The sequence below is a fragment of the Microbacterium gorillae genome (assembly GCF_050990725.1).
In the GTDB taxonomy this organism is placed as follows: Bacteria; Actinomycetota; Actinomycetes; order Actinomycetales; family Microbacteriaceae; genus Microbacterium; species Microbacterium gorillae_A.
The window spans coordinates 2,467,685-2,480,767 of sequence record NZ_CP158844.1 but is presented as its reverse complement, the minus strand read 5'-3'; the positions used below and the strand labels follow the sequence as shown (position 1 = coordinate 2,480,767).

The following is a 13,083-nucleotide window of genomic DNA, read 5'->3' as shown; positions in this document are numbered from 1 at the left end:
CGATCGTTTCGTGCTCCGCGCCCATTCGATCAAGGGAGCCGCCGTGCGCAGTGTGATGAAGGTACTCACGTGGGGGATGCTGATCCCGTTTGCACTCGTCGCCGTCGGGGTGACGCCGCCCTGGCGGGGAGCAATCCTCGACATCACGGCGGCGCGTGAATGGTACCCGCCGCTCCGGGACGCTGAGAACCCCGATCTCCAGTTCGGAGAGGTGCTCGTATGGATCGGGGTCTGGTGGTTGGTCATATTCATGGTTGGCGTCGCGCTCATGGCCGCTGCGTCCGTCTTGCACGCCGGTCTTCAAGCGATCGACTCATGGGACGCGTTGCCGGCGCGCACAGCGGTGAAGCGGATCAACGAGGAACGGGATCAGCTCTCCGCCCAGTTGGCAACGCTCGGAGCCACAGACCCACGCGCACTCGACGTTCCCATGTCACCGACGTTCGCTGCACTGATGAGCGCAGCGAGCGTCGAGCGGGCTGAGACTCGAAAGGCCCGCTGGGCTCAGCAGTGCCGAATCGCTGCACTCTCGCTTCGGCAGTGGTGGTCGAGTTCTTCAGTGCGAGACGAAACGTCCATCACGATCAACATGCTCCACGCCAAGGCCCGGGAGCACGCCTATGAGGCGATCGAGAGCACGGGACTCACCCCGTGCATGGCCACGCTTCGGCACGTCGTAGACATCGGGCGCCACACCGATGCTGCCGCCGTGTATCTCAACTCCCGAGGCGCGCCTCACCTCATCACCAGCGACGTGGGCCGGCACGGCCGCAAGGTCATTGTGATCTTCGGGATTCCCGACGGCGAGGACGAGCTTGCAGCGGAGCTTTCTCTCGTCCTCATAGCCGCTGGTGCGGTGCGCCATCCCATCGGGGAGGAGCCTCGGCTGAAGGACATTCGGCGGGACCTGCGTCGACAGGCGGAGACACTGCTGCTGCGCGGATACGCACCGCGATTCGCAGGGGCCGGGACCTTCAGAGAGCAGACGAATCGAATGACGGACTGGGCTCTGCGAGAGGCGATCAGCGCGAACGCCGCTGAGCAGGTGTTCGGTGAGTGGCGATCAGCGAGCAGCAAGCAGGTTCGCGGCGAACAGCATGTGCGCGCATGAATGAGCCCGACGAAGCTACTCCTCAGGTGATCTCTGAGTGGGAACTGAAGCGCGGCCACGCCTTCGCCGAATCCCGGCACCTGCGGGAGGCGCGGAGATATCGCGTGGAGGTGTACGGGCTCCACGCTTCGGACAGTCGCGACCGCATCCTGACCTACAGGACCCTCCTGATGGCACGAATCAACGCGTGGATAGCACGATGCATCGGCGCGGACCGCATTGTCATCGTCGACACCACACCTGAGCTGCACCGACGCCCGCCGGCGTAGTTCACGGCGCAGCGGCCGGAGGCACCCTCTGCAGTATTACTCCTGAGACGGGTGGGTTCAGAAGACTTCAAGAAGGCGCCCCGTCGTCGGCGATCCTCGGCATCTGTGCCGCGCATGTGGAGGGCATGGACCTTTCCCCTGAACACGCACAGACGCTGGCCTCCGAGTTCGTCAGCGCCGCCTTCGCGTCAGACGCGGCCGAGCACGCCGATCCCGTCGATGCACTGAACGTCGTCTCGCCCGGCAACGGGGGCGCGTTACTGCAGTTGATCGCCAGCGCAATAGCGACCGGATATGCCGCGGGCCAGGCCGCCCAAGCTCCGTCCGACGATCGCCTCACCTTGCTCGTGCGAGCGCTCCGCGGGATCCACCAGAAGGAGATCTACGGAGACTGCGTCGAAGACGGTGACGTCTTCCCCTGCAAGACGGTCCGCGCGATGAACATCATCGCTGGCCCAGCCGCCGACGAATCGGACGGCACCGTCGCTACGCCTGGCCCGTGATGGCAGCGACGATCAGTCGGCTCGAGGCCGGCGTCAGCAGCGACTACATCGTCAACGATGGCATCATGTCGATCGCCCTGATCTACGTCCCAGCCGAGCATCGTCGTGGAGGCCTCGGCACACGAGAGCTGAAACGACTGATCTCGATCGCCGACGAACGCGGCTGGCAGATCGAACTCATGGCCGACGGAGTGTTCGGCGTGCCTGTCCAGAGCCTCGTGGCCTGGTACATGCGCCACGGCTTCATCGTCATGGGCAGCTATGGCAGCGGAGCCCGTGTCCGGATGATCCGCTACCGCGCGGCCTGAGGGACGCAGAAGTCTCGCGGTTCCCACCTGCCACACTTCAAATCGCCGCAGGGGTGGGGGTATGACCAACAGGAGGTGCACCATGCGACGATTCCATGCCCTTCGTCGTGGAGCCGCGACAGCCGTCGTCATCGCCCTGAGTGCGCTTACGCTGGCCGCATGCTCGGACACGCCGGAAGGCCAGACCGTCGCGGAAGCCTGCCAGATCGTCTCCACCGAAACCGCGACGCTGAGCGCCCAGGTGTCCAACGTGCTGACGGAGATGACCGCCGGAGACGTGAAGGCCGCCGACGAAGCGTACGCGAGCATCGTCACGGGCGTGCAGACCGTCGAATCCTTGATCGATGAGCCAAAGGTCAAGGCCGCGTTCGCCGAGATGTTCTCACCGATCAGCTCAATCTCAGACGCCCTCGCGCAGCTGAAAGCCGACGGGGCGCTCAGCGATGCGGCGGAAGTCGCTGACGCGTCTTCGAAGATGATCGCTGCGAGCAGCGACCTGAAAACGGCCGGCACAGCCCTCAACGCTCTGTGCGCGACGCGAAGGTGAGCTTCAGCGAGCCGATTCCACACGGTGCACAGAATGGGCGCGCGCCGCGCATGTGGGAGATGACGAGCCGTAGTCCTGAAGACATCTAAGGATGAGCCGGCCGCCGGAGAGGATGCATACGACCTGGCCGTAGAGGAGTGCTCGACAACAACGACAGGGAGCCGAGATGGGCGATGACCGCCCCCACCCAACCGAGGTGGTGAAGAGGTCAAGCGGGCTGGCTTGCCCGAGGAAGAGAGGGGTTCAAGTCCCCGACGTGGCTCGGTTCGAATCCGGCCATGGAGCGTAGGGTACGCGGCTTCCATCCGGTCCCGTAGCTCAGTTGGTAGAGCGCCTGTCCATGTGCAGGAGGCCGCAGGTTCAAGTCCTGCCGCGACCACGTTGCTGGTGACCGGTTCAAAGCCAGCCGGAGGCTCGAACCTCCGCTAAGCCGCCGCCCTGGCCTCGATGGGCTTTGGGGTGCTGCCCACCCAGACGGCATGGAGACGATGCAACCCACCAGAGCTGGAGGCGGGTGCCGGATCAGCCAAGCTTGTACTGTCGAGGGCGACAACGATCTCGGCGGAGATCGTGAGGGCAAGCGTGGCTCCAACAGCTACGCGGATCCCGCGGGCAGTGACGACGCCCACGGCGCGCGAGACACGGCCCAGCAGGGCTGCCAGTTCGCGAGAGGACGGCACGCCCACGCCACGGGCAGCGTGGGCGATGACCGTTGGTCCTTCGCCATGGCCTGAGGCCGGGCAGGATGTCACAGGCTTCCGCAGCTGCAGGAGGTATGCGCCCGCGCCGCTCGTGCCCACCAGTGCCGGGACTAACGAGAGCATGAGCCGGGAACTGACTTGGTCAGCCTCTTCGGCGACCTTCATGCACTGCTCGCACCCTGGGAGATGCGATTCGACCCGCCTCTGGTCTCGTTTCGAGACCGTCCGCCGGGCGTAGGCGCCGAGGCGCTCGACCACCCATCCACATTCAGACTGCTGGGGCACAGATGCCAGGTGAGCCTGGATCCAGGCGTCCCGCAGACCGTCGCGAGCTCGAAATGCCAGCTGCGCGACCGCTGCCGGCTGCATGCCCAGAAGCGGCGCCACCTCGGCCGGCTTGAGATCCTCAACCACGGTGTACCACAGCACTTCTTGCCACCGCGTCGGCAGGGATCGGAACGCACTCACGGTGAACGACTTGTCGACGGCGTCCTCCACGACCGTGTCGCTCCAATCCGGATCGACCACGGAGTCCAGCTCGTCGTCGGCGACTTCGCGCAGACCCTTCGACCAGCGGGCCGCGAGGTTGCGAACGGCAGCAAGCAGGTACGGCCGGAACGCCCATGTCGGCCCCGCTCCGCGGCCGATTGTCGCGAAGATCACCTCGAAGGCCTCTTGCGCGATGTCGTGTGCGTCGAGCTGGTTCGTCACGGACTTCGCTGCACGGTACGCGGCTTTGCCGTGCCGGAGCCACAGGGCACCGTATGCCTCAGCGTCGCCTTCGCGCGTGGCCGCAACCAGCTCCACGTCCGATAGTTCGTCATACGCGCGCATTCCAACCGCCCCCCTCGCCACTGCAGCCGCACGAACCGTTCGTGCATATGACATGAGTGAGCTCGCGTCGGAAGATGGCGGTATTCGACGAGAGGAGTGCCGAGCTTTCAGCACGCGATGCCGCTGAAAGGGAACGCGGCGGCCGGCGGGCGACGATTGCCTCGTGGGGCGGTCACCGCGGCCCTGCATCGGGTTCGGGAAGACTCGGATCCTGCTCGGTAGTGCTGCCACTCCCGGGTTCAGGACATGGTGGGCACGAGCTCTTGTCCGTCCCGGCCTGGAAACTCGGGGGCGACACCACATTGCAGCGCGAACCCAAGCTGCCGGGGAGTGAGGATGCTCTGAGGGTTACGATCGTGAGATGGATCAGGCACTCTTCGACGTCGTCTCAATCCTGACGGACTACCGGTCCGTGCGGGCATTCGACTGTCGAGCTGAGGTCAGGCTGGGTGACGGTCTCACGATCTATGGGCTGCATGCTGAGCCATCGATCGACTCGTACGAAGTTTCGAGCAGCGAGGGGCAGGTGGTGGCTTCTTACGTTGCGTCTCGTGGTCTGGTGTACGACGGGGGAGAAACCTTCCCGTACGATCCGCGTGGTGTTGTCTGGCGAGCACTACCGGCGAGGCTCGCGTTCCCGCTTGAACTTCCGATCTGGGGACGACCTGACGACAGCCACCGGCTGGATGCTGCAGAGATGCAGAACGACGGAAGGATCCTTGTGGCTCTCGCCCCCAACCGTGACCGCGAGGGGCGGGGGCGTCTGGTCGTTGACCCCGCGTTGAAGCTAGTGACGGAGTTCGACCTCCCGAACCTGGAAATCAGGTACCGGGACGTCGAACCGGGCCGTGGCCGCCTGCTTGTCTTTTAGAGAACCGGGGCTTCCTGGCCATTCGGGTACGAGCAGCGCTTCGTCTTCCCGTTGCAGTAGTAGCGGGGCGAGAAGATCGCGGGGTCCTGGATCTCGATGCTCACATTCTTCGTGAAGTCGGTGACGTTCACCTTGTCGACGCGTTCGGCATACGTCCCCTGCTGGATGTACGTGGTTCCACCGATCCACAGCGGGTAGCCAGTGACGCCAACGGATGACTGCCACTCACTCGAGATGAGGTCCAGTGGCGGAATGATGCCTTGCTGTCGCTGGAGCGTGAGCCGACCCCACACCTGTGCCTGGCCGACGCCGATGTCTCCCGAAGTGGTGCGGATGTAGTTCTCGTTCTTCGGCCAGCCTGTGAACAGCTTCCATTCGACGCCAACGCGGTGGGTCCATGACCCGTTCTGTGCGTGATTCCTTTGGCCGTAGGTCAGACACCAGTTCATGTTGACCTGGAGTCCACTGATGATCGTGCGGATCGGAGCTGCTGGGCACGTGATCGCGGCTGCCGCACGTGAAGTGGCTGATGCTTCCGTTCCTGTGAGCGCCGGCGATTCCTGCATGCCGGAAGGCAGGTCTTCGGTAGCCACCTCGACCGGTGCGTTACCCTCTGGTTCCACGTAGATAGTGCCAGGAGTGCAGGCGAAGGTGTATCCGGATGTGACGTCCACACCGGTCTCCTCAAGAGCCTCGGCTACGTACTGATCGCAGAGCGCCTCTGCGGAACCAACGTCCTCTGCAGCACTTGCGCCAGTCCCGGTGAGCGCGCCAGCGACGATAGCGATTGCTGAAGCGAGAGCAACAGTGATTGCTCGCGAGCGGTTTTTCATTCTGTCTCCTCTATGGATCGCGTTGACCCATTCATGGAGTCATGTCCACACGTGACGAGAAAGTTTCAAAACGCTCCGCCGGCGCCCGATGATCGGGGCCGAGCAGCCGATCAGCCGCTCGGCATCAACGCTCGTCCGCTCGCGCACACGTCGAGCCGGAGGGGATCGTCCGCCAGGTGCCGGTATCAGTCGACGAGAACGTAGAGCAGCAGGTGGTCCGCAGGCACAAGCTCCTGGAGAGCTCGGTACGCGCTTGCGAAGTCTGATCCCTCAGCGCTGATCGGTGTCGATGTGCCGAGTGGTTCGCGCGGCTCGGTGCGCGGTCGGATTGCGCCGGTCACGGTGGTCATTCTCTGACCGTATCGCGAACCGGCGGCCTGCTCATTGTCCGACACTGCAACTAATCTTCGATGCGTGCTCTATTTGGGCGTGTCCACAGTCGAAGAGATATTCTGATGGCCTTCGGGCGTGACCCACAAGGTCCCCGCAGTGTTGGAAGAGGTGATGAGTCATCGCACATGAGGTAGTGGTGCTCCAACAAGTAGACCCCGAGAACCTGAGCGAGATCATGGTGCCGCTCGCGCCAACGGCGGTCCCCGCGGGATACCCGTCACCGGCACAAGACTGGTACGACGGTCCGATCAACCTGACGAAGATCCTGATCGAGGACGACGCGGCAACGTATCTCGTCCGAGTCGTCGGGGAATCCATGATCGGCGCCGGGATCTGGCCCGGTGACGTCGCGATCGTCAGCCGCGCGAAGACCCCCACCGACACCGACGTCGTCGTCGCGATCATCAACGGCGAGCTCACCATCAAACGGCTCCTTCACCGCCCAGGAGCTAGCACCCATCACGACTGGGTGCTGCACCCTGAGAACCCCGACATGCCGGACATCGTCATCGATGAATGGTCAGAAGCGCTGATCTGGGGTGTCTCCACCGTCTCGTTCCGCTGGCACCGTCCACCCCCAGGATCGCTGGGGTGGTCAATGGCCATGCCACGACTGACGCAGGCAGGATGAGCATGATCGCCCACGTCGACGTGAACTCCGCCTACGTCAGCTTCGAGCGCGTCTTCCGCCCCGACCTGGAGGGCAAACCCGTCGTCGTACTGTCGAACAACGATGGCATGATCGTGTCCAGCTCACGAGAAGCGAAGGCCCTCGGACTGGACCTCGGCAGGCCCTGGTTTGAGCTGCGACCCCAAGCCGACCGGCTGAACCTCACTGCCCTCAGCTCCAACTATGAGCTCTACGGCGACATGTCCAGGCGCGTCATGGAAGTGCTCGCCCGATTCACCCCAGACCTCGAGATCTACAGCATCGACGAGGCATTCCTGCGGATCCCGAAACGGATCCAAGACGACCCGGATCAGATGACCGCACTCGGCCGCGAGATGAAGGACACCCTCCGCCGGTACGTCGGCGTACCCGTCTGCGTGGGGATCGCCCCCACTCGCACGCTCGCGAAGCTCGCGAACCGGACGGCCAAGAAGATCCCCGTCTTCGACGGGGTATGCGTCTGGCCCGCAACCCGGCAGGACTGGCGTGACTCACTCATGGCCCGGCTACCAGTCTCTGAAGTCTGGGGGATCGCGAGCCGGCTCGAACGACGTCTTGCAGCACTCGGCATCACATCGATCGCGGACCTGGCCGCAGCAGATCCGGTGTTCATCAGGAAGAACTTCAACGTCGTTGTCATGCGCACGGCGCTCGAGCTTCGCGGCGTCGCCTGCATCGAAGCTGAAGAGGATCGCACGGGACGGAAGGAACAGCTCATCGTCAGTCGATCCTTCTCGAAGAAGATCACGACCGTGACCGAGATGCGCCAGGCGCTGGCCGTGTACGCGCAACAAGCGGCGACTCGTCTGGTTAAGCACAACCAGGTGGCGAAACTGCTCACCGCGTTCGCCGGCACCGCAGCGTATGCGGGAGAAGGCGCGAAGCGGTCTTTCCCATCATCGACGGCCAGGCTTCCGTCGCCGACGGCTGATCCCGTTGAGCTCACCAAGGCTGCGTACTCGTTGCTGCCGCAACTAGAAGACGGCGTCCGCTACGCGCGCGCCGGAATCATGCTCACGGACCTGCGCCCGGCGGGCGTTCACTCGCCACTGGAGATGTTTCGGCACGCCCATGAGGAGGCCAATGTCGCAGAGCTCATCGACCGCGTGCAGAAGAGAGCCGGGCGCGATCTGCTTGGGCTTGGGTGGGCAGGCCTGCGACCGGGCCCGGACTGGTCGATGAAGCGCGAGATGTTGACGCCTCGCGCCACGACCCACTGGGATGAGCTGGTGCTCGTCAGCTAACCGACCGGAGCGATCAGCGATGCGTCGTTCGGTGCTGCCGTGCGCGAGTTGTTGACCTTCCGATCAACCTCGTAGCTCGTGATCCGACTGGCGACCCTGTTCGATTCCGCGGTGAGAAGAGCGATCATGTTGGCCTTGCCATCGTCGTCGAGCTTGTCGGGGGACAGGAACTCGTCCCAGACGTCGGTCTCCAGGAAGACGGGCATCCTGTCGTGGATTTCGCCGGAAGCGTCTCGTGCCGGCCGCGTAATGATCGCGGTTGAGAGCTGCCACTCGTCATCGACCTTGCGAGCGGTGTAGATCCCTGCCGCAGCGAGGAGCGCACCGTCCTCGGAATGGAGGAAGTGCGGCTGCTTGTCGCCGGCTGGGCCCGTCCACTCGTAGTACCCGCGCATCGGAACGAGCGCTCGTGAGGTGGCGAATGCACTCTTCCACAGTCCGTTGCTGGCGATCGTCTCGATCCTCGCGTTGAAGTTCGGGCGCTTCGAGTCCCTCATGAACGCGGGATGGAAGTCCCACACCGCCTGATCGAGTGTGCGCTGCACCTCACCCGTAGAGCGGTCTGCACGCTCTCGGACGATCGGCACCACGTTAGTCGGCGCGATCGAATAGCTCGGCCGCCACTCGCGGAAGTCGCCTCCGGCGGCGACGAACTCCTTGATCAGTGTGTCTGTCTCAGCATCGAGGGCGAATCGTCCGCACATGCCGATCAGTCTTGCACCACACGGGCCTGCGCGGCCCCCTCCTCGGCTGAGACGCACGTACTTGACGCGGTCAGCGGAACGCCGGCATCGAGAGCCGGAGATCGTCGGTTTGAGCCCCTGCAGTGCGACGGGCAGCGGCCGCGCGTGTGGTCATCATGGCGACGCTTGAACACCCCATGACTCGCAGCGGGTTCTGCCAGCACCCATCACCCGGTTCGCACGTCCACTGTCATGCGATGCAGCTCGCCTGCGACTGTCCCTGCCACGACGACATCGCCGCGCACGACGACGGGCACCGGATCGGGGATACCCCGCACTGGAACGCCGCCAGCGTACTTGACGACGAGCCAGGCGACGGGGGAGACGAGCCCTGAGCCCGGCGCCGCGCATGTGATGAGCATGGACATCTCTCGCGCAGTCGCCCTCGTCATCGCCGACGCATCAGAAGGGTGGGAACCGACGAGCGACGAAGAAGTGGTTGCTCACGTGCTGAACGTGCTCCGGCTCCCCGAGAGCACGCCCGTGCTCGGGAGTCATCCGATGGTCGACGACGGATCAGACGTCGCAATCGCGTATCGGATCGTGCTCGAAGCAGGAGGCCGAGAGTCGGCCGCCAGCATCGTGGCTCGCGCCGCTCACTGATCGCCGACGAAGCCCCGCACGATCGCGTTTCTGTCCGGTCCGGGTTGGTCTGCTGGCATGGCCGACAGGGTCTTGGCCCCTGGATTCGCGGGTTCGATTCCTGCACCCGGAGCATTGGTGAGGGGTGTCACCGCCCGGTGACACCCCTCACGGCAACCATAGTCGCCCCCGAGCCATCACCGGGAGGGGGACGCCCCTCAGCGCCACCCGCACCGCGTCTGCGCCGCGCGAGCCCAGCTCGACGCGCTCTGGAAGATCACTGAGGGAAAACCCCATTCGTCCGATGGGTTTCGCCGAGCCCAGCGGATCCACAGAAACCGCAACTTCAGCGGCGGATCCGCTGCAAAGCCGTGCCGACGGAACAGAGGATGCGGCGCAGCAGCTCGCGATAGGGCCTATGCGCCGCATCCGAGACATTGGTTTCCTGGGCTTGATCGCGCCACCAGGAAACCGAATCCGGCATGCGACTGCAGTCTCAGCCGCGAACGACGCCGAAACACGAGACGATCCTCGGTGACCGCTCAGTCTCATGCCAGCGTCGTCATACGTCGAGTGGTGTTGCCGCCGCGCATGTGGTGAAGAAGGCGCTCTGGGATCACTCGCCCATGTGGGACGCACCAGTGCACGCAACCAGTGAAGCGCAAGCGATGACCGCCCTCCCCACCACCCCGGGAGGGCGGTCATTGCTTGCGCGCCGTGGCATCACCCGACTCGGAGTCGCAGACGCTGGCCGGGACGGGTTCGGAACGCGCACCCATCGTGCCGCTCGGCCTCGCCGCTCCTCACCGGCGCCGCGATGGTTGCGCGCCTTCTACGCATCGCATCATGAGAGTGAAGTCGCGATACCGAGTGCTGAAGCGACGTTGAACCAGGTCCGTGGCCGCCGGTGTGCGCTGGCGGCCACGGACTTCTCTGACAGCAGCAATGGATCCCAGGTGGCCGGAGCCACCGGATCCCCGTGCAGCGGGCGCGTAGCGGGCCGCTACGTTGAACATTCCCGCCCGCGCATGGTCCGATAGATGAATGCCTGACACCAGCACGAGCTCCATCACGATCGCCGCCACAGATCGACGCGGACTAGGTGGGATGCTCGCCGACAGGCGTCGCGCGCTCGGCATGACGCAGCGAGAGCTCGAGTTCGCGTCAGGAGTGCCGCAGGGGAAGATCAGCCGAGTCGAACGCGGGCAATCGTATCCGGCGCTTCTCACGCTCACGCAGATCGCCGGTGCCCTCGGGCTTGAGCTCGTGCTCACGATCCAGGACGTTCCATCAACATGATGACGTCGGCCGCTGCTTGGCCGCGCATGTGTTCCATATGGACACAGCAACATCGAACGAAGTGATTGTTGAAGCAGCGAAGGTGATCGACCCCGACGCATGGCTTCCGAAGGACGAGTTCCGCAAGGAGTACGGCGGCTTCCCCGGCTGGAGCGCCGGCAGTCAGGGCCAGCGACAAGGCGCTGCGCTACACACGGCGCGCGCCGTCGCCGCGGTACTTGAGAACGCGAGCGACAACATCCCTCAGAGGTCCTCGGGAGCCGCAAGCACCCGAGTTGGTGCGTTGCTCGCCCCGACCGACAACGAACGCGAAATGCTGGCAGAGATCGCAGCGCGCGCAATCCGAGCAGGTCGGTACGGCGGACAGATGACCCCCGATCCGCAGCCCACCGAATGGCACAACCCAGTCGACCTTCGCGCAGGGCGAAGGATCGTCTCCTCGTTTCTCGCAGTCGGTCTCGGGTGGGCCGTGCAGCTCGAAAGTGAAACGGTTCCGCCTGCACCGGGACCCGTTTCACCTTCAGCGGGGGTTGAACCCACTGAGGACTATCCGGACGCAGAGGGCCTCGCGGCTCTGCGCGGCGCCAGTGACGGATCCGACCATGCTGAACCGGCATCGCTGGTCGGACAGCATGCAACGACACGCTGGGCCGAGATGGTGGAGATCATCGAGTCTGTCGCCATGCCCCAGGGATCGCTTCCTACGCGTGAGGCCGAGATGATCGCCGACGCGATCTGCGCTCGATCCGAGTGTCTTCACTGGACCCCCGCTGGCATGACCGGCGATGTCACGACCGATCGCCTGTACTGGGCACTCCGCGACGCAGGCGAGGGGCGCGCCACCGCCGAGGCCCTGTCCCGAAAGCTCGCGCGCTCACTCGCGATCCAAGCATCCGAAGAACGTGAGCCAGAGGCGTCGTCGGAAGACGCGCGCGTGCTCCTCGCTCTGAACGCGACCATCTTGCCGGAGTTGGCGGCACCTGATCTGAGTTCCTGGGACGACGAAGTGGTAGAACGCATGCGGGCTGCCCTGCGCGCTGCTGACGGTGGGGTGGCCAGGGCATGAGCAGCGAGGGGGCGAGCGAGGTTCCTGCACCCGAGCGCGAGTCGTTGATCGAGGAGATCCTCAACGGCCGCTCGCCGTACCGTGTGGAATGCCCGTCCTGCGGCGCAGCGCCGGGTGCCGCGTGCTATCGGAACGGTGCCCAGCGTCTGCCGCACCGCCAGCGCATGACAGCTGCAGACCGGGAGCTCCGGCGTGAGGTTGCGGCGGTGCTCCGGAGCTCAAAACCGAGCGACGCTCCAACGAACCAGGCGACCGGCTTGGAAGCGCGCGATGACGCTGCAAGTCGCGTTGTACCAGTTGGCCAAGCGCCGCTGATCGATGAGGAAGGGTGGCCCGTACCCGCTGTGACTGATGTCGTCATGGCGCGCTGGTCCAACGACAACGAAACCATCCGCAGCGGGGGAGGCGACTGGGCATGGCGATCACTCGCCGAGACGGCGATCTCCGCCCTCGCACAAGCAGGCTTGCTGAACCGCGCCGAGCCCGACATTACCGGACGCTCATACCAAGGTGCGGCCGCCCCTGGCCCGGAGCCTGAGCAGGTGGTCCGGTACTTCGTCCCCGATGGTGATGCGCTGCACGAGATGCTCGATTCGCTGAACGAGGCAGGTCACATGCCCGAGATCGCGTTCCGCGACGCACGACAGGTGGCGGGCATCGCCTACCTGATCGATGAAGGCGACACCACCCGCGCCGCATTTCTCACGGACCCCGGTGAGGATCGAACGCGCTACGACGATTCAGCCGACGAGAGCCATTCCATCGGCATGTTCGAACGCCCCCTCAGCGAGCTCCGAGGGCCGATCGCGACGCTGGTCGCTGCCAAGAAGCCGCAGCCTGCACAGGTCTCTCGTCCAGATGTCGAGGTGTCGGGATGATGGCCCTGCTACTCATCGCCGGCTACGTCGTCGTAGCCCTGGTCGGTGCGTACGTCGGCTACGTGGCCGCAAACGACAGATGGGTCCGCTGGCAGGAAGCCGTGGACGCTGCACGAGCACGCCAGTCGGATGCATCGCGGCCAATGCCAGCCAACGGTGCCACCGGAGAGCGGGAATGAGGTCGCCGACATGGTGAGGTGCAACTGTGACGGACCTCCGCACACATACGAC

At 64.7% G+C, this 13,083-nt stretch carries 19 protein-coding genes and 2 tRNA genes; 15 read left to right on the top strand and 6 right to left on the bottom strand.

Going from position 1 to position 13,083, the window contains the following annotated elements; translation table 11 throughout:
• The first annotated feature begins 10 nt into the window (after positions 1–10).
• From ABTV68_RS11385 to ABTV68_RS11360, 6 genes are all read left to right on the top strand, one after another.
• Positions 11–1,111, top strand: coding sequence for a hypothetical protein (locus ABTV68_RS11385; protein WP_433673788.1), 1,101 nt, complete (start codon positions 11–13; stop codon positions 1,109–1,111).
• Complete coding sequence (locus tag ABTV68_RS11380; RefSeq protein WP_433673787.1) at positions 1,108–1,380, top strand: hypothetical protein; 273 nt, start codon at positions 1,108–1,110, stop codon at positions 1,378–1,380. Before ABTV68_RS11385 ends, ABTV68_RS11380 begins: the two co-directional genes overlap by 4 nt.
• Positions 1,381–1,505: 125 nt before the next feature.
• A complete protein-coding gene (locus ABTV68_RS11375) occupies positions 1,506–1,883 on the top strand; it encodes a hypothetical protein (protein WP_433673786.1) in 378 nt (125 codons plus the stop codon).
• Positions 1,880–2,191, top strand: coding sequence for a hypothetical protein (locus ABTV68_RS11370; protein ID WP_433673785.1), 312 nt, complete (start codon positions 1,880–1,882; stop codon positions 2,189–2,191). Before ABTV68_RS11375 ends, ABTV68_RS11370 begins: the two co-directional genes overlap by 4 nt.
• A gap of 82 nt (positions 2,192–2,273) precedes the next feature.
• Positions 2,274–2,738 (top strand): hypothetical protein, encoded by a 465-nt coding sequence (locus ABTV68_RS11365; protein ID WP_433673784.1) that lies wholly within the window; start codon positions 2,274–2,276, stop codon positions 2,736–2,738.
• 307 nt (positions 2,739–3,045) lie between these two features.
• A tRNA-OTHER gene (locus ABTV68_RS11360) sits at positions 3,046–3,117 on the top strand.
• A 46-nt stretch (positions 3,118–3,163) separates the two neighbouring features.
• On the opposite strand, the gene ABTV68_RS11355 is transcribed toward ABTV68_RS11360, so the two are convergent.
• Positions 3,164–4,273, bottom strand: coding sequence for a zf-HC2 domain-containing protein (locus ABTV68_RS11355; protein WP_433673783.1), 1,110 nt, complete (start codon positions 4,271–4,273; stop codon positions 3,164–3,166).
• A 361-nt stretch (positions 4,274–4,634) separates the two neighbouring features.
• On the opposite strand from ABTV68_RS11355, the gene ABTV68_RS11350 reads away from it, so the two are divergent.
• Entirely contained in the window at positions 4,635–5,144 is a 510-nt protein-coding gene (locus ABTV68_RS11350; RefSeq protein ID WP_433673782.1) for a hypothetical protein, read from the top strand.
• On the opposite strand, the gene ABTV68_RS11345 is transcribed toward ABTV68_RS11350, so the two are convergent.
• Positions 5,141–5,818, bottom strand: coding sequence for a hypothetical protein (locus tag ABTV68_RS11345; protein WP_433673781.1), 678 nt, complete (start codon positions 5,816–5,818; stop codon positions 5,141–5,143). The genes ABTV68_RS11350 and ABTV68_RS11345 overlap by 4 nt on opposite strands.
• 344 nt (positions 5,819–6,162) lie before the next feature.
• Entirely contained in the window at positions 6,163–6,327 is a 165-nt protein-coding gene (locus ABTV68_RS11340; RefSeq protein WP_433673780.1) for a hypothetical protein, read from the bottom strand.
• 179 nt (positions 6,328–6,506) lie between these two features.
• On the opposite strand from ABTV68_RS11340, the gene ABTV68_RS11335 reads away from it, so the two are divergent.
• Together ABTV68_RS11335 and ABTV68_RS11330 are read left to right on the top strand one after the other, a co-directional pair.
• Positions 6,507–7,001: a LexA family protein gene (locus tag ABTV68_RS11335; RefSeq protein ID WP_433673778.1), complete on the top strand. Its 495-nt coding sequence runs from the start codon at positions 6,507–6,509 to the stop codon at positions 6,999–7,001.
• Entirely contained in the window at positions 6,998–8,284 is a 1,287-nt protein-coding gene (locus tag ABTV68_RS11330) for a Y-family DNA polymerase (protein ID WP_433673777.1), read from the top strand. Before ABTV68_RS11335 ends, ABTV68_RS11330 begins: the two co-directional genes overlap by 4 nt.
• On the opposite strand, the gene ABTV68_RS11325 is transcribed toward ABTV68_RS11330, so the two are convergent.
• Positions 8,281–8,988, bottom strand: a complete 708-nt coding sequence (locus ABTV68_RS11325) for an SOS response-associated peptidase (RefSeq protein ID WP_433673776.1) — start codon at positions 8,986–8,988, stop codon at positions 8,281–8,283. The two genes, ABTV68_RS11330 and ABTV68_RS11325, sit on opposite strands and share 4 nt — an antisense overlap.
• Positions 8,989–9,194: 206 nt before the next feature.
• The gene (locus ABTV68_RS11320) at positions 9,195–9,389 is read right to left on the bottom strand and encodes a hypothetical protein (RefSeq protein WP_433673775.1); all 195 of its coding nucleotides are present in this window, start codon (positions 9,387–9,389) and stop codon (positions 9,195–9,197) included.
• Here ABTV68_RS11320 and ABTV68_RS11315 point away from each other — a divergent pair.
• Positions 9,388–9,630, top strand: a complete 243-nt coding sequence (locus tag ABTV68_RS11315) for a hypothetical protein (protein WP_433673774.1) — start codon at positions 9,388–9,390, stop codon at positions 9,628–9,630. The genes ABTV68_RS11320 and ABTV68_RS11315 overlap by 2 nt on opposite strands.
• A gap of 38 nt (positions 9,631–9,668) precedes the next feature.
• Positions 9,669–9,742 (top strand) — tRNA-Gln (locus tag ABTV68_RS11310).
• Between the two features lie 213 nt (positions 9,743–9,955).
• Here the strand turns inward: ABTV68_RS11310 and ABTV68_RS11305 are convergent.
• Complete coding sequence (locus tag ABTV68_RS11305; protein ID WP_433673773.1) at positions 9,956–10,093, bottom strand: hypothetical protein; 138 nt, start codon at positions 10,091–10,093, stop codon at positions 9,956–9,958.
• Between the two features lie 560 nt (positions 10,094–10,653).
• Here ABTV68_RS11305 and ABTV68_RS11300 point away from each other — a divergent pair.
• From ABTV68_RS11300 to ABTV68_RS11285, 4 genes are read left to right on the top strand one after another with little or no spacing between them, the layout of a single operon-like run.
• On the top strand, positions 10,654–10,908 hold the full coding sequence (locus tag ABTV68_RS11300) for a helix-turn-helix domain-containing protein (protein WP_433673772.1): 255 nt from the start codon (positions 10,654–10,656) through the stop codon (positions 10,906–10,908).
• A gap of 16 nt (positions 10,909–10,924) precedes the next feature.
• Positions 10,925–11,974, top strand: a complete 1,050-nt coding sequence (locus tag ABTV68_RS11295; RefSeq protein ID WP_433673771.1) for a hypothetical protein — start codon at positions 10,925–10,927, stop codon at positions 11,972–11,974.
• Complete coding sequence (locus tag ABTV68_RS11290; RefSeq protein WP_433673770.1) at positions 11,971–12,852, top strand: zinc finger domain-containing protein; 882 nt, start codon at positions 11,971–11,973, stop codon at positions 12,850–12,852. The genes ABTV68_RS11295 and ABTV68_RS11290 overlap by 4 nt, the downstream gene beginning before the upstream one ends.
• A complete protein-coding gene (locus ABTV68_RS11285) occupies positions 12,849–13,031 on the top strand; it encodes a hypothetical protein (RefSeq protein WP_433673769.1) in 183 nt (60 codons plus the stop codon). Before ABTV68_RS11290 ends, ABTV68_RS11285 begins: the two co-directional genes overlap by 4 nt.
• Positions 13,032–13,083: the final 52 nt, after the last annotated feature.